Source organism: Pseudomonas sp. ICMP 10191, from assembly GCF_001467335.1.
Lineage (GTDB): Bacteria > Pseudomonadota > Gammaproteobacteria > Pseudomonadales > Pseudomonadaceae > Aquipseudomonas > Aquipseudomonas cerasi.
In genome coordinates this window covers 1-24,784 of record NZ_LKGW01000127.1, presented here as the reverse complement: position 1 = coordinate 24,784, position 24,784 = coordinate 1, and the positions used below count along the sequence as shown (strand labels likewise).

The following is a 24,784-nucleotide window of genomic DNA, read 5'->3' as shown; positions in this document are numbered from 1 at the left end:
ACGAAAAGTGCTCTCCCGAACGCCTCTCGTTCTTCACGCTCCGCGTGGGAATGCAGTTCTTGACGCTCCGCGTCACAAAGCGGTTCTGTGGTTTCAGGTAGATTAGGGTTCGACTCAGGTCACCTTTGTTATCCCAGACGCCGCTCGTTCCTCACGCTCCGCGTGGGAATGCAGTTCTTGACGCTCCGCGTCACAAAGCGGTTCTGTGGTTTCAGGTAGATTAGGGTTCGACTCAGGTCACCTGTTCGCCCCTCGGCGACCTACTTTGATGGGGCCAAAGCAGGCAAATCCCCTCGCGCCTGTTTCCGGCCCGACTTCGTCGGGTTCCTTCGCCCTGTCACTAAGGTCGCACTCTGCGTCGTCAGTGCCACCGCGATAAAAAAGCGCTTTATCTATGTAAAGTGATTGCGCGCAAGACACTACGTTGTGCTGCGGTACAGATGTGACGCAGAGCGTCACGAACTGCATGCCAACGCAGAGCATTGGCACGATAGTCAGTTAGATTTGTGTATTCGTGCGAGGGAACAGCTCATCACCCACCCTTGCGCCGCTGTTGCCAAGCCGCCGCCAGGCCGCTGAGGCAGATGATGGCGATGCCTGCCTGTGCGGTCGGTGATGGCATGTGGTCGAACACCACGAAACCCAGCAGCCCGGCAAACACGATCTGGCAATAGCTGAACGGTGCGAGCATGGCCGGGGCGGCGAAGCGGAAGGCCTGGGTCAGCAGCAAATGCGCCGACATCCCGCACGCGCCGAGCGCCAGCAGAAACGGCAAGTGCTTGAGCGCCGGCACTTCCCAGAAGAACGGCACCAGTGCACTCATCAACAGGGTATTGAACAACCCCGCGAAAAAGTTGCTGGTGGTCGGACTGTCAAACGGGCTGACCAGCCGCGTCAGGAGTTGATACAGCGCAAAGCACAAGGCTGACGACAGGGGCAACAGAATCGCCGGGGTAAACAGCTCGCCCCCCGGATGAATGATGATCATCACCCCGACAAACCCGACGACCACTGCTATCCACTGCCCACGCGTGACACGCTCATGCAACAGCGGCACCGATAACGCGGTAACGAGCAACGGCGCAAGAAAGTTGACCGCCGTCGCCTCTGCCTGCGGGATGAACATCAGGCTGCTGGTAAACAGCAGACTGGTGCCCAGCAAGGCCAGGGCGCGCAAGACCTGCAGGCCAGGACGCTTGGTGCGCAACACCCGCAACCCCGCTGACGGCATGAAGATGCAGGCCATCAACAGCGTATGCACCAGATAGCGTGCCCAGACCACCAGAATGATCGGATAGAAGCCGGACAGGTATTTGGACAGTGTGTCATGGCTGGCAAACAGAAAGGTCGCCAGAAGAATGAAGCCAATACCTTTGAGAGGTTGATTGACGCCGGACAACGGCGTGCTGGCAGTGCTCATTGCGCTTCCTTGTTCAAGTTTCAGCAGCCTGACAGCGTGGCCGAAAGCGCCAGCGCCCGCTGCTCATATCGACAGATCCGTGAGCATCGCACACCCGTTTGCAGCGCTTCGCAGAAAATGTTCGAACCGGTTCATTAACGTTCGATAATCGCCCAGAACAGCTGTTTCACAATTGCACAGCGCTTTCCGGCATTTCACTATCGCAGCCAGCTACACGACTCAATAACTACAAAAAAGGTCTGCTCCATGCGCGTGAATTCCCCCTGCAAAATCCTTTGCGGCCTGTCAGCGGCCGTCGCTGCAAGCCTGACGCCCATCAGCGGCAACAGCGCCGGATTCGTCGAAGACGCCAAGGTCAATCTGAACCTACGCAACTTCTACATCAACCGCAACTTCGTCGACCCGGCCAATGCACAGAACTACGCCGAGGAGTGGACGCAGAACTTCATCCTCGACGCACGCTCCGGCTTCACCCAGGGCACCGTCGGCTTCGGTGTCGACGCGCTGGGCCTCTACTCGCTCAAGCTCGACGGCGGCAAGGGTACCGGCGGCACGCAATTGCTGCCCATCCATAGCGATGGGCGCCCGGCCGACGACTTCGGGCGACTGGCCGTGGCCGGCAAGGCGCGCTTCTCGAAGACCGAATTGAAGGTCGGCGAGTGGATGCCGGTGCTGCCGATCCTGCGCTCGGATGACGGCCGCTCGCTGCCACAAACCTTTCAGGGCGGGCAGATCACCTCCAAGGAGATCGACGGCCTGACCCTCTACGGTGGTCAGTTCCGTGGCAACAGCCCGCGCAACGACGCGAGCATGGAAGACATGTCCCTGAATGGCCGTACCGCGTTCACTTCCGACCGCTTCAACTTTGGCGGCGGCGAGTACGTGTTCAACGAAAAGCGCACCCAGGTCGGCGTGTGGTACGCCGAGCTTGAAGACATCTACCACCAGCAATATTTCAACCTGCTGCACAGTCAGCCGTTGGGCAGTTGGACGCTGGGGGCCAACCTTGGCTACTTCCAGGGCAAGGACGACGGTCAGTCGCTGGCCGGCGAGCTGGACAACAAGACCTGGTCAGCGCTGCTTTCGGCGCGGCACGGTGGCAACACCTTTTATGTGGGCCTGCAGAAAGTCAGCGGCGACAGCGCCTGGATGCGCGTCAACGGTACCAGTGGCGGGACGTTGGCCAACGACAGTTACAACTCCAGCTTCGACAACGCCAGGGAGAAATCCTGGCAGTTGCGCCACGACTATGACTTCGCAGCCTTGGGCGTGCCCGGCCTGACCCTCATGAACCGCTACATCAGCGGCGACAACGTGCATACCGGCGCCATCACCGACGGCGAAGAGTGGGCACGGGAAACCGAGCTGGCCTACGTGTTCCAGAGCGGCGCGTTCAAAAGCCTGTCAGTCAAATGGCGCAACTCCACCATGCGCCGCGACTACAACACCAACCAGTTTGACGAAAACCGCCTGATCGTCAGCTACCCGTTGTCGCTGCTCTGATCCAGACAGAACGCCGCCGTGGCCGATGGCGCGGCGGCGTTCTCGATCACCACCCTCAATTGTCCTGCAACGACTCCACGCCCATTTCATCCCACACCGCTTCAGCGAGGTGGAACGTTGCATTGGCCGCCGGAATGCCGCAGTAGATAGCGCTCTGCATCAGCACTTCCTTGATCTCTTCACGGGTCACGCCGTTGTTTTTTGCGGCCTTCAGGTGCAGGCGCAATTCGCCTTCTCGATTCATGCCGATCAGCATCGCAATGGTGATCAGGCTGCGCGTGTGGCGCGGCAACCCCGGACGGGTCCAGATATCACCCCAGGCGTGACGGGTAATCATCTCCTGGAATTCTTCATTGAACGGCGTCAGTTTGCTCAGGCTGTTATCGACATGCGCATCGCCCAGCACAGCGCGGCGTACGTGCATGCCGGCTTGGTAACGTTCGTCTTCGGTCATCGGGAAATCCTTGTGTGTTCAGCCACGGCGCGCTCGACCCAATGGCGAGCCTGGCCAAGGTAATGGGCCGGATCGAGCAGTCGATCCAGCTCGTCGGAAGAAAACTGCTCGCTGATCTGCGGGGTTTCGCCGAGCACCTGACGCAAATGGTCGCCCTGCTCCACCGCACGCCGGCAGCACTGTTCAACCAGATGGTGGGCAGCATCGCGGCCGATACGCTGAGCCAGGGCAATGCTCACTGCCTCGGCGAGAACCAAGCCTTTGGTGGATTGCAGATTGATCGCCATACGCTCGGCATCGACCTGCAGGCCGGGTATCACCTGCAACGCCTGCTGCAGCGAACCGGAAACCAGGCAGCACAGCTCCGGCAAGGTCTCCCACTCGGCATGCCACAGGCCCAGACTGCGCTCGTGCTCCTGCGGCATGGCGGCCAGCATCGTGGCGACCAGCCCCGGTGCGCGGGTGGCGGTGCTGATCATGACCGCAGCACCGACCGGGTTGCGTTTGTGCGGCATGGTCGAAGATCCGCCCTTGCCCGGTGCCGAAGGCTCGAAGACCTCGCCCACTTCGGTCTGCATCAGCAGGCTCACGTCGCGCCCCAGTTTGCCGAGGCTGCCGGCGATCAGGCCCAGCAGACCGGCAAACTCTACCAGTCGGTCACGCTGGGTGTGCCAGGGCTGCTCGGGCAACGCCAGTTGCAATTCACCGGCCAGCGTTTCGGCCACCGAAAACGCCTGATCGCCCAGCGCCGCGAGGCTGCCGGAAGCACCGCCGAACTGCAGGCACAGCAGGCGTGGTTTGATCTCGTTCAAGCGCTGTCGATGACGAGTGACCGCGCCCAGCCAGCCGGCGATTTTCATCCCCAGGGTGACCGGCGTGGCCTGTTGCAGCCAGGTGCGTCCAGCCAGCGGCGTGCCAGCATGACGCTGTGCCTGCTCAGCCATCGCATCGGCCAGTCGAGCAAGATCATGCTCAAGCAGTACGATGGCTCGACGCAGTTGCAGGATCAGACCGCTGTCCATCACATCCTGACTGGTCGCGCCCATGTGCACGTAGCGCTCGGCTTCAGCACTGCGTGCGGCAATCTGTTTGCCCAGCGCCTTGACCAGCGGAATCGCCGAATTGCCGGCGCTGCCGATGGCGATTGCCAGCGCGTCGAAATCGAACAGCCGTGCGTCGCAGCTCAGCTCGATGTCAGCGACCACCTCGGGCGGGATCAGGCCTACTCGTGCCTGTGCCCGAGCCAGTGCAGCCTCGAAATCGAGCATGCCCTGCACCCGGCCTTCATCCGAAAAGATCTCGCGCATTTCGGGTTGCATGAAGTAGGCATCGAAAAGTTGATTGCTCGCTCTGTTCACATCACCACTCCAGATTGAAAGGTTTCAGGTAGCGTCCGAATGACTGACCCAGCCCTTGATCAGCACCGCTATCGCGGCAAGCGCCGCCGGAACCACCAGCGCGGTCAGCACCTGCTCGAACGTCCAGCCCAGGCCCAGCAGCGTGGCACCGGCCCAGGCGCCGAGAATCGCGCCGAAGCGGCCGATCCCGAGCATCCACGACACGCCCGTGGCACGCCCCTGGGTGGGATAGAAACGCGCTGCCAGTGACGGCATTGCCGACTGTGCGCCGTTGATGCACATACCGGCCAGCAGCACCAATGTCGCCAACAGTGCGACGTTACCCAGACTCTGCCCGACCAGCCAGGCAAATACCCCGGCCAGCGCGTAGGCACAACCAATGACCTTGTGCGGGTTGTAACGATCCATCGCCCAGCCCACGCCTACAGCGCTCAACACCCCGCCGAACTGAAACAGCGCGCCGATGAAGGCCGACTGTTCCATGCTCGCGCCGCTGTCGCGCATCAGCGTCGGCAGCCAGCTGGTCAGCAGGTAAACGATGACCAGGCCCATGAAATATGTCAGCCACAGCAACAGGGTGCCTGCGCTGTACGTGCCGGAAAAAATCACTTTCAGCACATTGCGGCTGCTCACCGTTTTCTGCTCGGGAACGCTGAAGTCAGTGATGCCAGCCAGCGCCTTCGGCGCAATCGGTGCCAGCACTTTGCGAATCCGCTCTGCACCGCGATTGCGTACCACCAGAAACCGCGCCGACTCCGGCAGCCAGACCATCAGCACCGCCGCCAGCAGGATGGGCAGGATACCGCCCAGCATCAGCAGGCTGTGCCAGCCCATGCTGGGGATCAGCTTGGCTGAGACAAAACCGCCGCAGGCCATGCCCAGATTGAAACCGCAGAACATGCTCGTCACCAACAACGACTTGAGCCGCTCCGGGGTGTATTCCGACAGCAACGTGGTGGCATTGGGCATCGCTGCGCCAAGCCCCAGCCCGGTCAACAGGCGCAGCACCAGCAATTGATCGATGTTGCTGCTATAGGCTGAGGCCAGGCTGAAAAGACCGAACAGCAGCACCGCGACCACCAGCACCACCTTGCGCCCGAAACGGTCGGCCAGCGGGCCGGAACCCAGCGCGCCGAACACCATGCCGATCAGCGCGGCACTCATCACCGGCCCCAGACTGGCCCGATCGATTCCCCAATCCTGGCTGAGCGCGGGTGCAATGAAGCCCATTGCGGCAGTATCGAGGCCGTCGAGAAACACGATCAGAAAACACAGCGCAACCACTCGCCACTGATAGCCGGACAGCGGTTGCGCATTGATGAAAGCCTGAACGTCTAGCGTACTCGACGCAGGGCTGCTGGCGGAAAGCGTCATGAAGGTGTCCTTTTATTTTTATAGGGTCGCCTGCCGATGCAGGCGCCTTGAAACGCACGCACATTGATTTCTGAATCGACAAGCGATTCAGAAATCGAAAAACACTGTCTCGCCTTCACCCTGCACACGGATATCAAAACGATAGGCCGTCTGCCCCTCGTGCGTGCAACGGCGCGCCACCAGGGTTTCGCGACGCGGGGGCTGCTCGATCAGATTGAGCACCGGGTCCTGCGCATTCGCCTGGGCTTCGTCGTCGAAATACAGCCGCGTCTGCAGATGAATATTGATGCCACGGGCAAACAGCGAGACATTAATGTGCGCCGCCATCGGCACACCCGCCGCATTGCGCGCCGAGCCTGGCTTGATGGTCTTGAGGATCCATTGACCATCGTCCGCGGTAGCCGTGCGACCAAAGCCGTTGAACGGCCTGTCCGGGTCGAATTCGCTGTGATACGCGCCCTGATGATCCGCCTGCCAGAATTCCAGGTAGGCATCACGGATCAGATGACCGTTGCCGTCGAAGACGTTGCCCAGCAACACGATATGCTCGCCGGGCGCCTCGGGCCTGGCCATCTCGTTCCAGATTTCCAGTTCGCGGGTCGGGTTGCCGGCCACCTGTGGTGCAAGACCGATGTGGACGTAAGGGCCAGCGGTTTGCGAAGGGGTTTCCTGCAGCAATTGAACGGGCATGTCGGGCCTCCTCAGCAATTTTCGAAGTGAGTCTTGCGCTGGCCGCGCAACACGATATCAAAGCGGTACGCCAGGCAATCCATCGGATTGCCCATGCCCAGGTCGAGCCTGGCAATCAGGCTCTGCACGGCGTCCGGATTGGCGATGGCCTTGACGATCGGGCAGATCGGAATCAGCGGATCGCCTTCGAAATACAACTGGGTAATCAGGCGTGTGGCAATCGACGGCCCGCTGATCGACACGTGAATGTGCGCCGGGCGCCAGTCGTTGGGACCGTTGCGCCACGGGTAAGGCCCTGGCTTTACGGTACGGAAGCTGTAATTGCCTTCGCTGTCGGTCAGTGCACGTCCGACGCCGCCGAAATTGGGATCGATGGGCGCCAGATAGGCATCGCGCTTGTGGCGATAACGCCCACCGGCGTTGGCCTGCCAGATCTCCACCAACGTGTGCGGAATCGGCTTTCCGTACTGATCGCAGACCCGCCCGGCCAGCAGGATACGCTCGCCGATGGGCAGACCGCCGTTGTTGAAATTGAGCAGCAGATCGTTATCGTGCTGACCGAATTTCAAATGCGAGAAATCCGGGCCGGTGGTTTCGGAAATGGACTGCGGGATACTGACCAGCGCCTGACGCGGCGAGCGCAGGATTGAGGTCTTGTAATCAGGGGTGAGAGCTTTTGGATGCCAGTTTCGGTCACGAATGACGAAGCGGCTGTTGTCCGCGGCAGACATGGCGTTCTCCTCGTTTTTCTTATGGGGCGCGCAGGCGTGGGTCACATGCGCTACAGGCTGCGGCGAAGTGTCGCGCGATCCATGCTTATAGAGAACTGAAATAAACCCCATGATCCATAACCAATTGGTTATGGATGCTAGACGTTGCGATAGGCCTCTCCAAGGCTCCGCAGTTCGTCCACGCACCACTGCGCTGCGCGCGTGAGTGGCAAGGCCGGGTTGCTGCACAAACCGACCGAGCCGCCCGGTTCACGAATACCCATGTCCAGCTCCACCAGCGTGCCGCCTTTCAACTCCAGCGACACGGCATCCAGTGGCGCGATCCACACCGCATCGCTGCATTGCACATAGCGGCGGCTGAGGGTGAGCGAGAGGGTTTCAAGGCGTTGACGCGGCATGCGGATACCGCACTGCACGAACAGGCTGTCGGCAAACTTGCGGATGGTGGTGCCTGCCAGCGGCAATACCAGCGGGAATTGCTCCAGACTTTCGGGCTTGAGCGGCGCAGCCAGCAACGGGTGATCGCTGCGCACCACCAGCGTCATCGACTCGTTGTACAGGTGCTCGAACGTCAGGCCCTGAATCTGCGGGCTGTCTGTCATGCGCCCGACCACCAGATCCAGCTCCCCTACCCTCAATTGCGACAGCAGATACGCGCTGGGCCCGGTCATCACGCTGACGATCAGCGCCGGGTGCCGCTGGTGCAGGCGATGAACGACCTCAGGCACCAGCAGGCTTTCGGCCGTCGACAGTACACCCAGTCGTGCAGTGACGGTGTCATGCTCACCCGAGCGCAGGCTGCTGACGCCCTCGCGCAGGGCCTGCACGCTGGGCCCGGCAAACCGCATGAACGCCACGCCGGCTTCGGTGAGTGCCGCGCCGCTCTTGCTGCGCACGAATAACGTGGTGTCGAGCAGGGTTTCCAGCTCTTTGAGACTTTTCGACAGCGCAGGCTGACTGATCGCCAGAACGTCGGAAGCACGCGCCAGACTGCCCTGCCGGGCCACTTCGAGAAAGCAGACCAGATGGCGAAATTTGATGCGTGTATCGATATTCACTGCGCGTCGTGTCCGGTAAATGAAAGGAAATGCAGCTCAACGACAAGGCAGCTCAGCGACTCAGAAACGACGCCACCTGAGGCGCGTCAAATGGCCAGTCCAGCTCGTCACCGGTGTCGATCCGACGCAACACAGGAACGCGCAACTCATAGCGTTCATGCAGTTGCTCATCCTCGCAGATGTCGACCAGCTCAACCAGCAGGCCGTGCTCAATGGCAAACGGCAGTAAAACTGCTTCGGCAACCTCGCACAGCGGGCATCCCAGGGTGCTGAACAGCTGGCATTCGGGGGTCATGAGTCGATCCTCGGCGAATCCTTGGTAAGCGGAAATTATTCTAGGCGCGCACCGGGATCACGTCGACACCCGGAAATGCGCCTTGCTGAACGCATTGGCGCGGTCCAGTACCGGTTTCTCGAAACAACGGTAACCGACCCAGCCATAGCACAGCGCCGCAGCCATCATCAGCAGCGCGAAAAACAGGTTGTCCAGGTAGCTTTCGGGCCAGGCCCCCACCAGACTCCAGACCCTGCCGATCACCCCCAGCACCAGCAGATGAGACAGATAGATCGTGTAGGACATATCGCCCACGGCAACCAGAAACACCGGCACCACCAGCTGTCGGCGCCGTTCGAGCAAGGCCAGCGTCACCACCAGTACGCCGAACGTGCCGCCGACCATGAGCATGCGCAGCAGCCCCTGACTTTCGTACAACCGGTAATAGCCGATCAGGGGCACCGCCGCCAACAACGCGACACCGAGCAGCAACCAGACCGCAGCCGTCGGCACGCGGGCACTGTGGCGACCGTAAAAGAACAAGGCCAGCGCGGCACCCAGCATGAATTCGAGAGCGTAGGGATGCAGGACGATCTTCACTGCCGAGGAATAGTCCTGCCAGTCTGCCAGCGTATTGAACACCACGATGATCATGCCCCAAACACCGAGTAGAAACGGCAGACTGCGCTCGCGAAACAGCAGGAAGCCGGAGAACACCACGTAGAACCACAGCTCGAACAGCAGCGACCAGGCCACCATCACCAGCAGCACCTTGTCGTTGGGCAACAGCAGGAACGACATGATCAGATTGGACGAGCCATGCCCGCTGTTGACCATGCCCGGCTGCACCAGATAAACCGCCAGGGTGATGAAAAAGTACAACCAGTAGGTGGGATAGATCCGCGAGACCCGATTGAACAGAAAGCGCTGAGCCTCGACTCCGCTCTGAAAACGGCCACGGCTGACAATCACCATGACGAATCCGCTGATGACGAAAAACAGATCGACGCCCAACTGAAAAAAATCGAGCCAGGGCGGCAAAAGGATATCGCCACCGGAAAACTTGCTCTCCACCGACATCATATGAAACAACACAACGCCAAGGACCGCTACGCCCCTGAGCCCCTGCAGGGAATACAGCCGCTCCATGCCTCTCTCCATTCAACGGATGTCGCGCGCGCCAGGCCATCCCGTGGTCACGCGTGTGGAGCATAGCCAATGGCCAGAAATACGGAACCCCAATCTTCCAATGCTTGCGGTTTTTCCTGGCAGATAGTTTTGGAGTAAGGTGCAGCGGCTGCGTAAAGCCTGATCGAACACGATACGCCAATCGAAGTGAACCTTCAGGAATCACCTGTACTCGAAACATTCATACGCCCACCAAACGGAGAACATCATGGCCCGCCAAACTGCACAGAATGCTCAGGAAATCCTGAGAGCCGACTTCCAGGTACTGGTTGCCGACACTGAGAAATTGCTGGCGCATACCGCCTCTCTCGCTGGTGATCAGGCCGATGAACTGCGCGCACAGATCCGCGAAAGCCTGTTGCGTGCCAAGGAAACCCTGAAGACCACCGAAGATTCGTTGCGCGAGCGCGGCGAAGCTGCAGTGATCGCCACCGAAGATTACGTTCAGAACAACCCTTGGCAGTCCGTCGGTATCGCCGCAGGTGTCGGCTTTCTGATCGGTCTGCTGGCTACAAGGCGCTAACATCATGACTCTGGGAACGGAATCAGCACCGCCCGAGGGAACTCCGGGCTCTTCACCGCGGCGCCTGGGCGCTGCCTTCCTTGGCCTGTTGCACACTCACGTCGAGCTGTTCGGCATCGAATTGCAGGAACAGAAAGCGCGAACCGTCAGCCTGCTGCTGTTCGCCGGTCTGGCACTGGTTTTCGGCCTGCTGCTGCTCACTGGGCTCTCGGCCTTGCTGCTGATCGTTCTGTGGGACAGCTATCGCCTGGCCGGCATCGTCGGCCTGTGTACGTTTTACCTGCTGGCCGCGATTTTCTGTGGATTGCGCCTCAAGGCAGCGATCTTCGACGAGTCTTCGCCCTTCCATGCGACCCTCGAAGAACTGGCCAATGACCGCGAGCGATTGATGCCATGAGTGAACCCAAGTCGCACCAGAGCAATACCCGTCGAGAACTGCGCAAGGCATTGATTCGCTTGCGTATGGAAATGCACCGCCAGGAAATTCGCCACGAATCTGCGCAACTGATGCAACCGTTGCAACGCTTTCGCGGCATCCGTCACGACTGGAAAAGCGCGCTGGGCTTTCGCCACGCGCCGCTCTGGGGCGTGGGCTCGGTTGCCCTGCTGGGTTTTCTGAGCGGCAAACGTGCCAAGACCGGACGTACCAGCCTGCTGGGTCGCCTGTTGAAGCTGGGCATCACGTTGACGCCAGTGGTCAAGGTCGCCATGCAAACGCGCGCCCTGCAGAATCGCAATCGCAAAGTCTGATTGCGCCATGCGTCCAGCGTGACCCAGGCCTGACTGTATCGGCCTGAATATAAATGCCCGCTCCGGTATTCCGGAGCGGGCATTTGTTTTTCTACGGGCCTGTTTTCATCAATGCAGCCCTTGCGGCAGGCGTGTCGAACCGGGAAGCTACGCCCCTATTACTGACGGAGTGAACGCATTGGATTGGCAAACGCTGCTTAACCGCGAACGACTGGGCAAGACCCTGCACAGCCCCGAGGAACTGGGGCGCAGTCCGTTTCACAAGGACCATGACCGGATCATCTTTTCCGGGGCCTTTCGCCGCCTGGGGCGCAAGACCCAGGTGCATCCGGTGTCCAGCAACGATCATATTCATACGCGCCTGACCCACTCGTTGGAAGTCAGTTGTGTCGGCCGTTCGCTGGGGATGCGCGTCGGCGAAACGCTGCGCTCTGCCCTGCCCGACTGGTGCGATCCGAGCGACCTGGGCATGGTCGTGCAATCGGCCTGCCTGGCGCACGACATCGGCAATCCGCCGTTCGGTCACTCGGGCGAAGATGCGATTCGCAACTGGTTCAATCAGGCGGCCGGGCGCGGCTGGCTTGATGCGATGAGCGACACCGAGCGCAATGATTTTCTCAATTTCGAAGGCAATGCCCAGGGCTTTCGGGTGCTGACGCAGCTGGAATACCACCAGTTCGACGGCGGCACCCGCCTGACCTACGCCACGCTGGGCACTTACCTCAAATACCCGTGGACCGCGCGCCACGCAGATTCGCTGGGCTACAAAAAGCACAAGTTCGGCTGCTATCAGAGCGAATTGCCGATTCTTGAGCAGATTGCCGGCAAGCTGGGTTTGCCGCAGCTCGAAGATCAACGTTGGGCCCGCCATCCGCTGGTGTATCTGATGGAGGCTGCCGACGACATCTGTTACGCCCTGATCGACCTGGAAGACGGTCTGGAGATGGACCTGCTCAACTACGCAGAAGTGGAATCACTTTTGCTCGGGCTGGTCGGTGATGATCTTCCGGAAACCTACCGGCAACTGGGTCCGGGCGACTCACGGCGGCGCAAACTGGCAATCCTGCGCGGCAAGGCCATCGAACACTTGACCAACGCGGCCGCCAGAGCCTTCGTCGAGCAGCAGGATGCCTTGCTGGCCGGCACCCTGCCTGGCGACCTGGTCGAGCACATGCACGGTCCGGCCAAACGCTGTGTGCTGAATGCCAAGGACATGGCGCGCAAGAAAATCTTCCAGGACAAGCGCAAGACCCTGCATGAAATCGGTGCCTACACCACGCTGGAGATCCTCCTCAATGCGTTCTGCGGCGCGGCCGTCGAACAGTTCGGCGGCAGGACGCCATCGTTCAAGCATCGGCGCATCCTCGACTTGCTGGGTAACAGTGCGCCCGATCCCAAGGCACCGCTGCATACCTCGTTCCTGCGCATGATCGACTTCATCGCGGGCATGACCGACAGCTACGCCAGCGAAATGGCCCGGGAAATGACCGGCCGTTCCGGACAGATATAGCCTCCTTCGACCCGCCCGCTGCCTGAACGGATGCAGGCAAAAGGCTGGTCAGACTGATTGCCTCGCAAAACTCAGACAGGCCCTACAAGCATGTCGGACGGGTCCTATCGCAGGTTTTCTTGCATCCCTCAATAATTCCAGCCACTTCAACTGCCATCCGGCACGTCATCCATCCGCCTGCGATACTCACGGGTCCGCACGCCGCCTGCCGATGCCTGAACGCTTCGCCAGGGCCTTTCCGGAACGCTCATGTCCACACATAGCCTGCGCATCCTTCTGGTGGAAGATCACCCGTTTCAACTGATTGCCACCCAAGTGCTGCTCAACAATCATGGCTACTTCCTGCTGACTCCCGTGCTTACGGCTGCCGAGGCGATGGCCGCCATGCAACGCAGTGCCGAACCCTACGGGCTTGTGTTGTGCGACCAGTGCCTGCCGGACATGTCGGGCCTCGACCTGATCGACGAGGCATCCCGACACGGCTGGCTGCGCCAGGCCATTCTGCTCAGCGGCTTGCCGGATACACAGCTTGAAAACCTGCAGCAACTCGCCCTGCAGCGCGATCTCCCTCTGCTCGGTTGCCTGAGCAAACCCCTGCACGGACCCGACCTCAGCCGCCTGCTGGGGCACCTCGTTGACTGACATCGGCAACCCGGCTTTATGCGCTTTTGGATATCCCGGGTAAAAACCGGTACATACCTTAAACCGGCAAACCGTACCGATTACATTCGACGTTCAGACGCGTAGGAAATCATCAGTCAACATGAATGATGATTCCAGAAAGTAATAAACATTGGGTGCATCGCTCGCCAAACACACAATGAAATAAGCGTTAACGTTTAAACACACTTGTGTTCTACGTAGGCTTTTACGTACTCCGATACGCTAATTTTTGTAGGACTTTTCCTATATATGCCTGCCGAGCAAGTCTCTTTATGTGCCTGCCCGAACATCTGAGCTAAGGTGCGCGCTTTCTTCACTGCTTGTTATGGAATGGAATATGAACTCAGTTTTTATCATCGACGATCACCCGGTCATCCGGATGGCGGTAAGAATGCTTCTGGAGAACGAAAACTATGAGGTGGTCGGCGAAACCGATAACGGTGTCGACGCCATGCAAATGGTTCGTGAATGCATGCCCGACCTGATCATCCTCGATATCAGCATTCCCAAGCTCGACGGCCTTGAGGTGCTGGCTCGCTTCAATACGATGGGGCTGTCCTCCAAGATTCTGGTGCTGACGTCGCAAACTCCCAACCTGTTTGCCATTCGCTGCATGCAATCGGGTGCCTCGGGTTATGTGTGCAAGCAGGAAGACCTTAGCGAGCTGCTCAGTTCGGTGAAAGCGGTATTATCCGGCTACAATTACTTTCCCAGTCAGGCGTTGACGTGCGCAGTTCGTGAAGATGGACAGACCCACGAGCTGGAGCTGTTCAAGTTGGTCAATGACCGCGAACTGATGGTATTGCAGTTATTTGCCCAGGGCCGTTCCAACAAGGAAATAGCCAAGGGTATGTTTCTCAGTAACAAAACCGTCAGTACTTACAAAACGCGACTGATGCAAAAACTAAAAACAAGAACCTTGGTAGAACTTATCGAGATGGCAAAACGCAACGCGCTAGTGTGAGAAAACGGATGCCCAAGCGCTTCAGACAATTATTAATACTGGCTACAAGCCTGTGCATAGGCTGGGGTGCTGAGGCCGGTCTTCATGCGGCCGATCACTATACCCTGCTCGGTCGCTCGAGCCCGGCGCACATGGATGTGAAGCTGGACAGTCACCAGTGGCAGTGGGTGCGCGGTCAACGCGAACTGATTCTCGGCACCTCGAACCCCGATTACCCGCCCTTTGATATCACGATGTCGGGTAACGATTACGAAGGCATCACTGCCGATTATGCAGGGATCATTTCGGATGCGCTGGACCTGCCCGTCAGGGTTCAGCGTTTCGAAACCCGTGATGCGGCGATCAAGGCCCTTGCCGCAGGCCAGATCGATCTGCTGGGTACCGCAAACGGTTTTGAAGCCATCGATCGAAACATCAGGCTTTCGCAGCCCTACTCGGTGGATCAACCCGTTCTGGTCACCCGGGTCGGAGACACCCGCCCCCTGAACGAGGGCCTGAAAGGCATGCGGCTGAGCATGGTCTATCACTACCTGCCGCCTGCCGAGGTCGAAGCGTCCTATCCAGGCGCAACGCTGAAAACCTATCCCTCTTTTCAGAACGCCATCAACGCAGTCGCTTTCAATCAGGCGGACGTGTTTCTGGGCGATACGATTTCCACCCAATACATCATCAACAAGGGTTATCTGAACAACGTGCAGATGTCGAATTTCGGCCAGCACGAGCCCAACGGTTTCAGCTTCGCGGTCAGCAACGAAAACACGCAACTGCTGGGCATCATCAATCAGACGCTGAAAGCCATACCCGTCGATGAACGCATCAATATTTCCAGACGCTGGAGCACGGGCAGCGACCTGATGCTCACCGACCAGAAGCTGCAACTGACGCAACGCGAGGAACGCTGGATCGCGCAGCACCCGACCGTACGCGTGGTCGTCAACGAAGCGTATGCGCCGCTGACATTCTTCGATGCCAAGGGTAACTTTCGCGGCATCACCGCAGACTTGCTCGAACTGGTGCGTCTGCGTACCGGGCTTAGGTTCGACGTCAAACGCTCGCCCAGCCTGACCGACATGCTCAATCAGGTCAGCGAAGGCCAGGCCGACATGATCGGCGCGCTGGTGTCCAGTGATGCGCGTGAGGACCGCTTGAGCTTCACCCGCCCCTACATCGACAACTCGTTCGTGCTGGTCACCCACAAGGGCCAGGGTGCCCCCAGCTATCTGGAGCAGATGGACGGCAAGCGTCTGGCGATCACTCAGGGCAGCCCGGTGCTGGACTGGCTAAGCCGCAAATACCCCAGGGTCGTGCCGCTGGAGATCGACAATCCATTCCAGGCGCTGGACATGTTGTCGCTGGGCAGAGCGGAAGGTGCGGTCATCTCGCTGCTCAGCGCGGACTATTTCCTGTCTTCCGGCATCTTCGAGGAGCGTTTGCAGATGACCGCCACCGTCGGCGAGGATCCGGCGCTGATTTCGATGGCGACCTCACGCAATGCCATCGAGCTGAGTTCGATTCTCGACAAGGCGCTGGCGAGTATCGCGCCGCAGGATCTGGCAGCGATCAACAACCGATGGCGCGTCTACACCCCCTCACGCGCCAACTGGCATGACTATGAGCGGCTGATCTATCAGATTGTGGTGGGTGCAGGCCTGTTGCTGCTGGGCCTGCTGGCCTGCTGGCCTGGAATGCCTGGATGCGCCGGCAGATACGTCAGCGCGAGGCTGCGGAACGAGCGCTGGGCGATCAGTTCGAGTTCATGCGCGCGCTGGTCGAGGGTACACCGCATCCAATCTACGTACGGGATCGCGAAGGTATGCTGCGCATGTGCAATGACAGCTACCTCAGGGTTTTCTCCGCGCAAAGGGAGGACATCATCGGCAAGAGTGCTACCGAAGGGGTGCTGGGCAATGCCTTCGAAGCCCGGGAATATGCTGCCGACTATCAGCGGGTCATGGCCAGCAATACCGCACTGATCCTCGACCGCCCTCTGCGCATTGGCGATCGACAGTTGACCATCTACCACTGGATCCTGCCGTTTCGTGACTCTCTGGGCGAAGTGCAGGGCATTATCGGTGGCTGGATCGACATCAGCGAGCGTCGCCAGCTCATCGAGGACTTGCAGGCTGCCAAGGAGCAGGCCGACGCCGCCAGCCGGGCCAAGAGCACCTTCCTTGCCACCATGAGCCATGAAATCCGCACGCCCATGAATGCAGTGATCGGCATGCTGGAACTGGCGCTCAAACGTGCCGATCACGGCGAACTGGATCGCTCCGCCATCGAAGTCGCCTACAGTTCGGCCAACGACCTGCTCGACCTGATCGGCGATATCCTCGACATCGCCCGCATCGAATCCGGGCGGCTGTCACTCAACCCCGAGCGGGCGAATCTGCGTCGTCTGGTGGAATCGGTGCTCAGGGTATTCGACGGTCTGGCGCGGCAGAAGGACCTCGAGCTGGTACTGGAACTGGACAGCAGGATCAATGCCGACGTATTGATCGACCCGCTGCGCTTCAAACAGATACTGTCCAACCTGGTCAGCAATGCCATCAAGTTCACCCCGATGGGGCGGATCAAGGTCGTACTGCAGGCAGCCGAAAGTCCGGACCCGCAACTGCTGCATCTGCACATCACCGTTCAGGACAGCGGCATCGGCATCAGTGTCGAAGACCAGCAGCGCCTGTTTGAACCGTTCGCTCAGGCCGATAACACCGGACAAATGGCGCGTACCGGCGCCGGGCTCGGTCTGGTGATCTGCCGCAGCCTGTGCATGATGATGGGCGGCAATCTCTCGCTCGACAGCACACCGGGGCATGGTACCCGGATCAGCATGAACCTGGTGCTGACCACACTTGAAGCGCTGACCGGGCAGCCCGTCGTTGCGCAACCGGCAGCCGTCGTTCATCAGGCACTCAGAATCCTGATCGTCGACGATCATCCGGCCAATCGACTGCTGCTTTGCCAGCAGCTCGGCTTTCTAGGCCATCACTGCGAAATGGCCGAAAACGGCGCGCAAGGGCTCGAGCGCTGGAAGACCGATACCTTCGATCTGGTCGTCGCCGACTGGGATGCCCCGATAAATCCCCAATATCTTTTTTAAATCAAATAGTTACATAGAAAAAAGCTATATTTTTAACCGCTCTTTCCCACCTTTACTATCCCAATGAAATCAGATGTTTATGGTTGCGTTTTGGGGAAGATTTAGAAGTAAAGCACACGCAACTAGCCCTCCCCCGGCGTCCTGCCGACGAACACCACTCCCCAAATCTGAAAGACTCAACTACTGTATACACATACAGCATTTGAGAATACCCCGTCATGAACATCGACTACGCCGAAGACTGGCCGTTTTGCCCCACCGAGGAACAGATGCTCAAACAGCACGCGCATCTGGTGGTGGAAGAAAACAGACTGCTGCGCGACGAGGTCGACCGATATCGCAAGCACGTCACGAAACTCATCGACATGCACAACGATGCGGCGCTTGAGCGTGACAAGCTCAGGATCAAGCTGAGAGACGCGGACAACCGGATATCTGATCTGCTGCGCGAGGCTTGCGAATCTTGGAAACAGAGCAACTCTTTAGAGCAGGTCATAGAGCAACACCGCCTTTTGCTCCGGAACGCCAATGTCGATCCGGTAATGTGGGGGGGACGGTCGGATTCAGGTTCCCAGGGGTAGCGGCACTTGAGCACGCGCTGCATACTTCACCGCAAGGGGCGCACGGTCAGTCCGCCCTGACTACCCACAGCTGATCCAATCGAGTCGTGTAGCTCTGGCTCATCATGTCCCTGCGCATTGCCCAGTCTGGATCAGACGGTACGCTCCCGGCCCTCAATGTCCCCCTCCCCCAGCGAGCATTAATTTCGTCGAGCACGCCCATCACCTTTTCTGCCGCCGCTGGCTGCGACTCCGCAAACAGGTCATCCGTAAACTCGCCAGGTTGGCGAAGATCCAGCAGCAGCACTTCGGCCTTGCTGTACTTGTACCCTGGGCGGAAAAGTCGGTTGACCGCCTCAGTTGCACCCTTCGTCAGCAAGCGCACGTCATTGGTGGGATACGGCAGCTCGACCAGCGCACCATTCGCATATTTAGGTTCATCCGGGTTGAACATGCCTGTGCGGATACTGACGCGCATCTTCTTGCACAGTGAATTCTGGGCACGCAGTTTTTCAGCGGCGCGCTGCGTGTAGGTGGCCACCGCTTCCTTGATCGGCTCGATAGTGGTCAGGCGCTGCCCAAACATTCGACTGCTGCATATTTCCTGCTTGGGCGGATCAGCTTCGCTCATTTCCAAACACGACGTGCCGGCCAGCTCTCGCGCAGTCTTTTCAATGACGACACTGAACTTGGTACGTAGGGTACGCGCGTCAGCATTGGCCAAATCCATTGCGCTTCGGATGTTCATGGCCTCCAGATGCGCTTTCATCTTCTTTCCCACTCCCCACACCTCTGACACACACGTATTGCGCAGCACCCAGTTGCGCTTGTGCAGGTCGCAGATGTCAACGACTCCACCTGTTTGGGCCAGCAGTCTCTTCGCGGTGTGGTTCGCCAGCTTGGCAAGCGTCTTGGTAGGCCCAATGCCAACGCCAACGGGTATACCGGTGCATTTAAGGATTTTCGACCGGATTCGCCGGCCGAATTCGGTCATATCGCCCGGTATGCCCGTCAGATCGGCAAACGCCTCATCAATGCTATAAACCTCCGAGGCGGGCACCATCGACTCGATGATCGTCATGACCCGCTCACTCATGTCGCCATTTATGTGGAATGGAAAATCAACATGTAACAGATGGTCAACAGCACCTCGCAGACCATTGTCGAGCTGGATGGATAGTTACGCACCTTCTAGCTTATCCCGCAGAAACTCAATAACCCTCTGAGTTTTCGCTGGCAGAAGACGCGTTTCAGTCAGCGCGTAAACCGACACCGGCGATGCCTGCCATTGCGGTAAGACTTTGCGAAGTTTTCCGTCTGCAAGGTCCTGCGCTACGATGCCCCCAGGCAGCACTGCAATGCCAAGATCCAACGACGCCAACCGCCTGAGCATGCCTACGCTATTGAGTTCAAACCGCCCTCCCACATTGATATCCACACTCTCGGAATCGCGGGACAGCGTCCAACGGTCAGCACCTGCGCCGTGCATTCGCAGGCATTCATGGTTGACCAGGTCGGCAGGGTGCTCAAGCTCTCCAGAGACCTCCAGGTATCGCGGAGACGCGTACACCCCGCGTCGCAAACTAGTGAGCTTGCGAGCGATCAGGTTCGAGTTCGGTGGCTCCCCCATCCGAATCACCACATCCACTGGATCACTGATCAGATCAACCTGACGCGGGCTTAGATCGAACTCAAAACTGATGCCGGGATACAGCTGCGCAAACTCGGCAATCAACGGAGCTAGGTAAACCGTCGCGAAGTCGACCGGAAGCGAAGCGCGTAATAACCCGCTAGGCCGGGCCAGCATTTCCCCCAACTGTTCATGCGCCATACGGGCTTCATCGACGATTCGTTTGCAGCGCTCAAAGTACAACTGGCCCGCTTCGGTCGGCTCGATCTTGCGCGTCGTGCGGTGCAGCAGCCGCAAGCCAATCCCTTTCTCCAGCTCACTGATGCGACGCGACAACGTCGAGTTGGGTATCCCCAGCGTTTCTGCCGCACGCGTGAAACTGCGTGCCTTGACCACCTCGACAAACAGCGCCATGTCGTTGAGAAATTCCAAAACATTATCCCATTAATGGATTAGTAATTTCGATTTTACAGGATTTATCCCGACTCCGGATTGATCAATAATAGCCACATCTCTCCTGAGGAGCACCGAAATGAATTCTCTTTTTTCCGAAGTCCAGGTAGGCCGCTACACCCTGTCCAACCGTATGGTCATGGCGCCAATGACCCGTTCGCGCTCCGATGATGCTGGCGTGCCCAGCGAACTGGTTGCCACCTACTACGCACAGCGCGCCACTGCCGGGCTGATCATCAGTGAAGGCGTGTTTCCGGTTGCGCTGGGCAAAGGTTACGTCCGCACCCCGGGTATCGAAACCGCCGAACAAGTCGCGGCCTGGAAGAAAGTCACTGACGCCGTGCATGCTCGTGGTGGTCGCATCTTCATGCAACTGATGCATTGCGGCCGCGTCTCTCACCCTTCTTTGCTGCCCAAGGGCGCACAACCGCAAGCACCTTCTGCAATCAAGGCCGCCGGCCAGACCTACACCGCCACCGGCTTGCAGGATTTCGTGACACCGCACGCCCTGACCATCTCTGAAATCGGCGAGGTGATTGAAGGTTATCGTCAGTCCGCGCGCCGGGCCATCGAAGCGGGTTTCGACGGCGTGGAATTGCACGCCGCCTCGGGCTATCTGCCTGAGCAGTTTCTCTCCACCGGGAGCAACCAGCGCAACGACCAGTACGGTGGTTCGGTTGAGAACCGCACTCGCTTCGTACTGGAACTGCTCGCCGCAATGGTCAGTGAAGTGGGTGGCGACCGTGTCGGTATCAAGATCTCCCCGGAGATGAATTTCAACGACATCGTCGATGCCAAACCGCAGGAAACCTACATCTATCTAGTCAACCAGCTTCGCGACCTCAAGCTCGCTTACCTGCACGTTGCGCTGTTCGGGGCCGAGTTCGACTACCACGCTGCACTGCGCCCACTGTTCAACGGCAGCTACCTGATCGGCAGTGGCCAGACCAAAGACGGCGCAGCGTCGCTTATCACTAAAGGCAAAGCAGACGCCGCAGTGTTCGGCAGCGCCTTCCTGGCCAACCCTGATTTGCCTCAGCGGTTCCGCGACGACGCAGAGTTGAATGCGCCGGACAAAGACACCTTTTACGCCCCTGGCGCAGAAGGCTATATCGATTACCCAACCATGTCCCAAGGGGCCTGAGGAGCTTCGTCATGCAACCCACCGCACCTTTACAGCGCATGAACCACGGCAGCCAGTTTCGGGCGTTCAGCCTGCGCGGTGATCAGAATGCGAAACCCATCGACCCGTTTCTCGGCGTAGACCACGCCTGGATCAGCGGACCGACGTTCCCACCTCATCCTCATGCAGGTTTTTCAGCGGTCTCTTATCTGTTTCTGGATTCGGAAACAGGCATCGACAACCGGGACTCGCTGGGCAATCGCAACGTGATTCAACCGGGCGGTTTGCACTGGACGGCGGCGGGTGAAGGGATTGTTCATGAGGAGGTTCCAGCCCAGCCGGGCAAGACCGTTCACATGCTGCAAATTTTCATCAACCTGCCCGAAGACAAGCAGGCAGACGCACCCTTTGTCTTCAGTGTGGAGGCTCAGGATGTGCCCACCGTTTATTTGGCCGGCGCGAAAATTCGAGTCCCGTTGGGCAACTTCGAAGGGCTGGCTTCTCCGTTGCTACTGCCTACGGACGTAAGGCTTCTGGACATATCCCTAGAAGCCGCAAGCGAAGTGAAGATTCCGGTACCCGAAGGGCACGTTGCGTTCGTGATGCCCATCGACGGCGAGATTCACGTCGACGGCCAGGCCTTCGACCTGACTGATCCCAAGGCGCCGGTGAATCTTCCCCAGGGACAGGATCGGTTGGTAACTCTGCAAACGAAGAACGGAAATGCCAAGGCTGTGCTGTTTTCCGGCACTCCGTTGAATCAACCCGTGTATTGGCAAGGGCCAATGGCCCTCGCTTCTATGGACGCGCTGGCCGCAGCCGTCGATGGCTACCGGCGCGGTGAGTTCGGAACGCTGCAAGCTCGTTAAACGATTTATACATCCAAAAAAAACGGGGTAAGTACCCCATCGTAGTTACCAGGAGAATCACCATGTCATTCGAAAACTTCAATGCTGATAATGCCGCCCTGCTGCTGATTGACCATCAGGTCGGGACCATGGGCTGGGCTAAATCCATGCCGTTCGAAGAACTGAAGCGCAACGCCCTGATGCTGGCCAAAGCAGCCCGTATTCTGAAACTTCCCGTGGTACTGACTTCCAGCATGGAAGAGTACGCCCAAGGCCCGCTGTTGAGCGAACTGGAAGAGATCCTTCCAACCGAGTTTGCCGGTCGCATCAGGCGTATGGGCATCGTTAACGCCATGGACGATGAGAACTTCGCCGCAGCCGTGAAAGCAACAGGCCGCAAGAAACTGATCATTGCCGGTGTAACCAATGATGTGTGCACCGTCTACCCTGCGCTCTCGCTGGTTCGTGAAGGCTATGAAGTCCAGGTCGTCGCAGATGGCGGTGCTTCGCCTACCGCCATGGCCGATGACATTGCTTTGCGCCGTATGGACAAAGCCGGTGTGACGCTGACCACCACCAACCAGTTGATCGCTGAACTGGCTGGCAGTTGGGCAACACCAGAAGGCGGAGAGCTGGTGCAAGTACTTATGGAAGCCTTTGGCGAATAAGAACGTATCCTGCGGCCCGGAATACTACATACAGGGTGTCCGGGCCTTTCTAGACTGCAAGACACCGTGCTCGTGCCCTTAGGGTAGTCAGTACTGACAGTCCACTTCGGGTCGACTCCAAGCCTCTCCTCTCAAGCAACAGATTCTAGGCATGTCACATTCTACGGCCGCCCTTTTTTCGCATCGATTTCACTTGGCGTCCGGCCATCTAAAGCTGGTACGTCATCCAGCTTTCGAATAAGTCCATCAAGTTTTTCCAAATCACCTTCCACAATTGCCCGCTCATCAGCCGTCAATGGCACTGCCTCCAGATAACGCCCAATAGACGTTTTACTTTCCAAGGCCTGCGCACGCGCGCTGGCTTTCGGTAGGTTGAAATCACAGCCGGCACAAGCCATGCGATGTGGGCAGCTGCTCCAGAATGGGTTCGAGCAGTACGAGTCTCCGAGGTCATAGAACGTATACGGATCTTCCGAATGACGAGCAATCACGTCATGGTCAATGAGTACAGAGACCATATGGGACATCTGGTCTGCTTTGACAAAAGCTGCCGCTAGCTTGGTGGGACGAATACGAATGTAATGCAGTGTCGAGCTCGGCGAGCTATGCCCCGACCATTGCATCAGTTCAATCAACGACATGCCTTGTGGAACGCTGGCCAATGCAGTTACCGCAGATGCCCGACCACGATGGCTGGTAATACGACCCCGACTGTCGTCTAGCGGGACACCTGCCTTGGCACATAGCATCGGGATAATCGTACGGTTGATGACTCCCGCGCCCATGCGCTTGCCCCGAAACTGAAACAGGTAACTGACCTTCTCCCCGGATCGTTCATCCACAAGTGGTGCCTGGTTCACCGGTCTTTCTTGAAGCCAGGCGTCGATTCGCTCTTTAACCACCGCCGCCACGGGTTTGACAAAAGCCTTGAATGTCTTGCTGGCTGGAATATCGAGGTAGCATAAGGTCTCTGGTGGAATTGTGGTTCCGTCTTCGTGTACCACCTCATGGGGCTGGGCATGCGCACACCCCACGGACAACCGCATAATTTCATTACTGCGTAGCCCGGTGTGTGTCCACACAACAGCCGCCGCCTGAACCATCGCCAAGGGGTAGTGAATTTCCGAGAGCAAATCCTTACGCTCCAGGTTTAGGCTCGCCCAGACCAGCTTGAGCCAGCTGGAGTCGTCGATAACGCGTGGATTGATACCCGAGTTGAACGCCACAGTACGGGGTGTGGCCAGGTGATGTCGGGGGCTGAACTTTAGACGTCCCCAGCCCCACAGTTCAAAGTCGATGAAAAAACGGCGTAAGGCATGCAGAAACGCTCGTTTTGAGTTCGGTGCAATCGGTTGACCAAGCCCTTTCAATTTCGTACCGAGCGCTGACTCCAAAGCCCACTCACCAACGGTCATACGGTCAATCGCCGCGATGACGGCCGCGCAGGTTGATGTGTTCCAATCGACGGGGGAGCTCACCCACGGCTGCTCGCGCGCCAACCAGATGCCGGTTCTCAACATGAAGCTGTAGTTACTTTCCCGTGTACGGGGACGTAAGGCTGAGGTGTCTCGCCAGCGGCGACACCAACTGACCCAGACAGGGTCAATACCCTCGATACTCTTTTCACGCCAGTCAGCACAGCCACGCTTGCGTAACGGTTTATCCAGAATACCCAGCGCAGCTAGACCATGGGAGACTTTGCCAACCAGCCTGGCAATGCCCACGCTTCGATGGCCTTGGCCTTTAATCAAAAGCCCTTCCGTGAAAGTTTCAAGCCGAGGGTCACCGTTTTCCAACATCAATACCCCCAGCACGCCACTCAGGAATTTTTCAAGGTGACGCGCTGTGTAGCCCAGTGATTTCAAAACCGTGCTTAAGGAGACGCTGAAAAATTAACCCGTTCGCACCGTCTTCATTTCCAAGCCGGTTTTTTTCAACCTGCCGG

General features: G+C 58.6%; 22 protein-coding genes and 2 pseudogenes. 12 read left to right on the top strand and 12 right to left on the bottom strand.

Going from position 1 to position 24,784, the window contains the following annotated elements:
• Nucleotides 1-532: 532 nt before the first annotated feature.
• Nucleotides 533-1,420: a DMT family transporter gene (locus AO388_RS20155; protein WP_054081863.1), complete on the bottom strand. Its 888-nt coding sequence runs from the start codon at nucleotides 1,418-1,420 to the stop codon at nucleotides 533-535.
• A 246-nt stretch (nucleotides 1,421-1,666) separates the two neighbouring features.
• Between AO388_RS20155 and AO388_RS20150 the strand changes: the two genes are divergently transcribed.
• Entirely contained in the window at nucleotides 1,667-2,923 is a 1,257-nt protein-coding gene (locus AO388_RS20150) for an OprD family porin (protein WP_024663140.1), read from the top strand.
• Nucleotides 2,924-2,978: 55 nt separating this feature from the next.
• Here the strand turns inward: AO388_RS20150 and pcaC are convergent, their stop codons facing one another.
• From pcaC to AO388_RS20110, 8 genes are all read right to left on the bottom strand, one after another.
• Nucleotides 2,979-3,377, bottom strand: a complete 399-nt coding sequence (gene pcaC / locus AO388_RS20145; protein ID WP_003366946.1) for a 4-carboxymuconolactone decarboxylase — start codon at nucleotides 3,375-3,377, stop codon at nucleotides 2,979-2,981.
• Nucleotides 3,374-4,735 (bottom strand): 3-carboxy-cis,cis-muconate cycloisomerase, encoded by a 1,362-nt coding sequence (locus tag AO388_RS20140; protein ID WP_058416996.1) that lies wholly within the window; start codon nucleotides 4,733-4,735, stop codon nucleotides 3,374-3,376. The genes pcaC and AO388_RS20140 overlap by 4 nt, the downstream gene beginning before the upstream one ends.
• Nucleotides 4,736-4,759: 24 nt before the next feature.
• On the bottom strand, nucleotides 4,760-6,109 hold the full coding sequence (locus AO388_RS20135; RefSeq protein ID WP_044308284.1) for an MFS transporter: 1,350 nt from the start codon (nucleotides 6,107-6,109) through the stop codon (nucleotides 4,760-4,762).
• Nucleotides 6,110-6,196: 87 nt separating this feature from the next.
• A complete protein-coding gene (gene pcaG / locus AO388_RS20130) occupies nucleotides 6,197-6,799 on the bottom strand; it encodes a protocatechuate 3,4-dioxygenase subunit alpha (protein WP_003366941.1) in 603 nt (200 codons plus the stop codon).
• 11 nt (nucleotides 6,800-6,810) lie between these two features.
• Nucleotides 6,811-7,530: a protocatechuate 3,4-dioxygenase subunit beta gene (gene pcaH, locus AO388_RS20125; protein ID WP_003366939.1), complete on the bottom strand. Its 720-nt coding sequence runs from the start codon at nucleotides 7,528-7,530 to the stop codon at nucleotides 6,811-6,813.
• Nucleotides 7,531-7,667: 137 nt separating this feature from the next.
• On the bottom strand, nucleotides 7,668-8,588 hold the full coding sequence (pcaQ, locus tag AO388_RS20120) for a pca operon transcription factor PcaQ (RefSeq protein ID WP_003366937.1): 921 nt from the start codon (nucleotides 8,586-8,588) through the stop codon (nucleotides 7,668-7,670).
• Nucleotides 8,589-8,640: 52 nt separating this feature from the next.
• Complete coding sequence (locus AO388_RS20115) at nucleotides 8,641-8,883, bottom strand: glutaredoxin family protein (protein ID WP_003433025.1); 243 nt, start codon at nucleotides 8,881-8,883, stop codon at nucleotides 8,641-8,643.
• A 57-nt stretch (nucleotides 8,884-8,940) separates the two neighbouring features.
• The gene (locus tag AO388_RS20110; protein ID WP_044308281.1) at nucleotides 8,941-10,011 is read right to left on the bottom strand and encodes an acyltransferase family protein; all 1,071 of its coding nucleotides are present in this window, start codon (nucleotides 10,009-10,011) and stop codon (nucleotides 8,941-8,943) included.
• A gap of 247 nt (nucleotides 10,012-10,258) precedes the next feature.
• Here AO388_RS20110 and AO388_RS20105 point away from each other — a divergent pair, with 247 nt between their 5' ends.
• From AO388_RS20105 to AO388_RS20070, 8 genes and pseudogenes are all read left to right on the top strand, one after another.
• Entirely contained in the window at nucleotides 10,259-10,573 is a 315-nt protein-coding gene (locus tag AO388_RS20105) for a DUF883 family protein (RefSeq protein ID WP_002553118.1), read from the top strand.
• 4 nt (nucleotides 10,574-10,577) lie between these two features.
• Nucleotides 10,578-10,970 (top strand): phage holin family protein, encoded by a 393-nt coding sequence (locus AO388_RS20100; protein WP_002553117.1) that lies wholly within the window; start codon nucleotides 10,578-10,580, stop codon nucleotides 10,968-10,970.
• Complete coding sequence (locus AO388_RS20095) at nucleotides 10,967-11,323, top strand: hypothetical protein (RefSeq protein ID WP_003366928.1); 357 nt, start codon at nucleotides 10,967-10,969, stop codon at nucleotides 11,321-11,323. Before AO388_RS20100 ends, AO388_RS20095 begins: the two co-directional genes overlap by 4 nt.
• Nucleotides 11,324-11,501: 178 nt before the next feature.
• Nucleotides 11,502-12,833, top strand: coding sequence for a deoxyguanosinetriphosphate triphosphohydrolase (locus tag AO388_RS20090; protein ID WP_003433027.1), 1,332 nt, complete (start codon nucleotides 11,502-11,504; stop codon nucleotides 12,831-12,833).
• A gap of 249 nt (nucleotides 12,834-13,082) precedes the next feature.
• A complete protein-coding gene (locus AO388_RS20085) occupies nucleotides 13,083-13,475 on the top strand; it encodes a response regulator (RefSeq protein WP_003366924.1) in 393 nt (130 codons plus the stop codon).
• A gap of 358 nt (nucleotides 13,476-13,833) precedes the next feature.
• On the top strand, nucleotides 13,834-14,460 hold the full coding sequence (locus AO388_RS20080; protein WP_003366922.1) for a response regulator transcription factor: 627 nt from the start codon (nucleotides 13,834-13,836) through the stop codon (nucleotides 14,458-14,460).
• 8 nt (nucleotides 14,461-14,468) lie between these two features.
• Nucleotides 14,469-17,557 (top strand): annotated as a pseudogene (locus AO388_RS20075) (transporter substrate-binding domain-containing protein).
• A 218-nt stretch (nucleotides 17,558-17,775) separates the two neighbouring features.
• Nucleotides 17,776-18,138 (top strand): hypothetical protein, encoded by a 363-nt coding sequence (locus tag AO388_RS20070; protein ID WP_058416995.1) that lies wholly within the window; start codon nucleotides 17,776-17,778, stop codon nucleotides 18,136-18,138.
• A gap of 46 nt (nucleotides 18,139-18,184) precedes the next feature.
• Here AO388_RS20070 and AO388_RS20065 read toward each other — a convergent pair.
• Nucleotides 18,185-19,231, bottom strand: a pseudogene (locus AO388_RS20065) (DUF4113 domain-containing protein); the annotation flags it as partial.
• A 66-nt stretch (nucleotides 19,232-19,297) separates the two neighbouring features.
• Nucleotides 19,298-20,179, bottom strand: coding sequence for a LysR family transcriptional regulator (locus AO388_RS20060; RefSeq protein WP_058416993.1), 882 nt, complete (start codon nucleotides 20,177-20,179; stop codon nucleotides 19,298-19,300).
• A gap of 100 nt (nucleotides 20,180-20,279) precedes the next feature.
• Here AO388_RS20060 and AO388_RS20055 point away from each other — a divergent pair, with 100 nt between their 5' ends.
• From AO388_RS20055 to AO388_RS20045, 3 genes are all read left to right on the top strand, one after another.
• On the top strand, nucleotides 20,280-21,344 hold the full coding sequence (locus AO388_RS20055) for an alkene reductase (RefSeq protein ID WP_058416992.1): 1,065 nt from the start codon (nucleotides 20,280-20,282) through the stop codon (nucleotides 21,342-21,344).
• Between the two features lie 11 nt (nucleotides 21,345-21,355).
• The gene (locus AO388_RS20050; RefSeq protein ID WP_058416991.1) at nucleotides 21,356-22,192 is read left to right on the top strand and encodes a pirin family protein; all 837 of its coding nucleotides are present in this window, start codon (nucleotides 21,356-21,358) and stop codon (nucleotides 22,190-22,192) included.
• Nucleotides 22,193-22,254: 62 nt separating this feature from the next.
• Nucleotides 22,255-22,839: an isochorismatase family protein gene (locus AO388_RS20045; RefSeq protein WP_058416990.1), complete on the top strand. Its 585-nt coding sequence runs from the start codon at nucleotides 22,255-22,257 to the stop codon at nucleotides 22,837-22,839.
• Between the two features lie 161 nt (nucleotides 22,840-23,000).
• On the opposite strand, the gene AO388_RS20040 is transcribed toward AO388_RS20045, so the two are convergent.
• Nucleotides 23,001-24,638, bottom strand: a complete 1,638-nt coding sequence (locus AO388_RS20040; protein ID WP_236713923.1) for a tyrosine-type recombinase/integrase — start codon at nucleotides 24,636-24,638, stop codon at nucleotides 23,001-23,003.
• Nucleotides 24,639-24,784: the final 146 nt, after the last annotated feature.

Bases quoted from the DNA above. Each gene is read 5' to 3' on its own strand.
- AO388_RS20155 (WP_054081863.1), bottom strand. From the start codon at position 1,420: ATGAGCACTGCCAGCACGCCGTTGTCCGGCGTCAATCAACCTCTCAAA.
- AO388_RS20150 (WP_024663140.1), top strand. From the start codon at position 1,667: ATGCGCGTGAATTCCCCCTGCAAAATCCTTTGCGGCCTGTCAGCGGCC.
- pcaC (WP_003366946.1), bottom strand. From the start codon at position 3,377: ATGACCGAAGACGAACGTTACCAAGCCGGCATGCACGTACGCCGCGCT.
- AO388_RS20135 (WP_044308284.1), bottom strand. From the start codon at position 6,109: ATGACGCTTTCCGCCAGCAGCCCTGCGTCGAGTACGCTAGACGTTCAG.
- pcaG (WP_003366941.1), bottom strand. From the start codon at position 6,799: ATGCCCGTTCAATTGCTGCAGGAAACCCCTTCGCAAACCGCTGGCCCT.
- pcaH (WP_003366939.1), bottom strand. From the start codon at position 7,530: ATGTCTGCCGCGGACAACAGCCGCTTCGTCATTCGTGACCGAAACTGG.
- AO388_RS20115 (WP_003433025.1), bottom strand. From the start codon at position 8,883: ATGACCCCCGAATGCCAGCTGTTCAGCACCCTGGGATGCCCGCTGTGC.
- AO388_RS20110 (WP_044308281.1), bottom strand. From the start codon at position 10,011: ATGGAGCGGCTGTATTCCCTGCAGGGGCTCAGGGGCGTAGCGGTCCTT.
- AO388_RS20105 (WP_002553118.1), top strand. From the start codon at position 10,259: ATGGCCCGCCAAACTGCACAGAATGCTCAGGAAATCCTGAGAGCCGAC.
- AO388_RS20100 (WP_002553117.1), top strand. From the start codon at position 10,578: ATGACTCTGGGAACGGAATCAGCACCGCCCGAGGGAACTCCGGGCTCT.
- AO388_RS20095 (WP_003366928.1), top strand. From the start codon at position 10,967: ATGAGTGAACCCAAGTCGCACCAGAGCAATACCCGTCGAGAACTGCGC.
- AO388_RS20085 (WP_003366924.1), top strand. From the start codon at position 13,083: ATGTCCACACATAGCCTGCGCATCCTTCTGGTGGAAGATCACCCGTTT.
- AO388_RS20080 (WP_003366922.1), top strand. From the start codon at position 13,834: ATGAACTCAGTTTTTATCATCGACGATCACCCGGTCATCCGGATGGCG.
- AO388_RS20070 (WP_058416995.1), top strand. From the start codon at position 17,776: ATGAACATCGACTACGCCGAAGACTGGCCGTTTTGCCCCACCGAGGAA.
- AO388_RS20055 (WP_058416992.1), top strand. From the start codon at position 20,280: ATGAATTCTCTTTTTTCCGAAGTCCAGGTAGGCCGCTACACCCTGTCC.
- AO388_RS20050 (WP_058416991.1), top strand. From the start codon at position 21,356: ATGCAACCCACCGCACCTTTACAGCGCATGAACCACGGCAGCCAGTTT.
- AO388_RS20045 (WP_058416990.1), top strand. From the start codon at position 22,255: ATGTCATTCGAAAACTTCAATGCTGATAATGCCGCCCTGCTGCTGATT.
- AO388_RS20040 (WP_236713923.1), bottom strand. From the start codon at position 24,638: ATGTTGGAAAACGGTGACCCTCGGCTTGAAACTTTCACGGAAGGGCTT.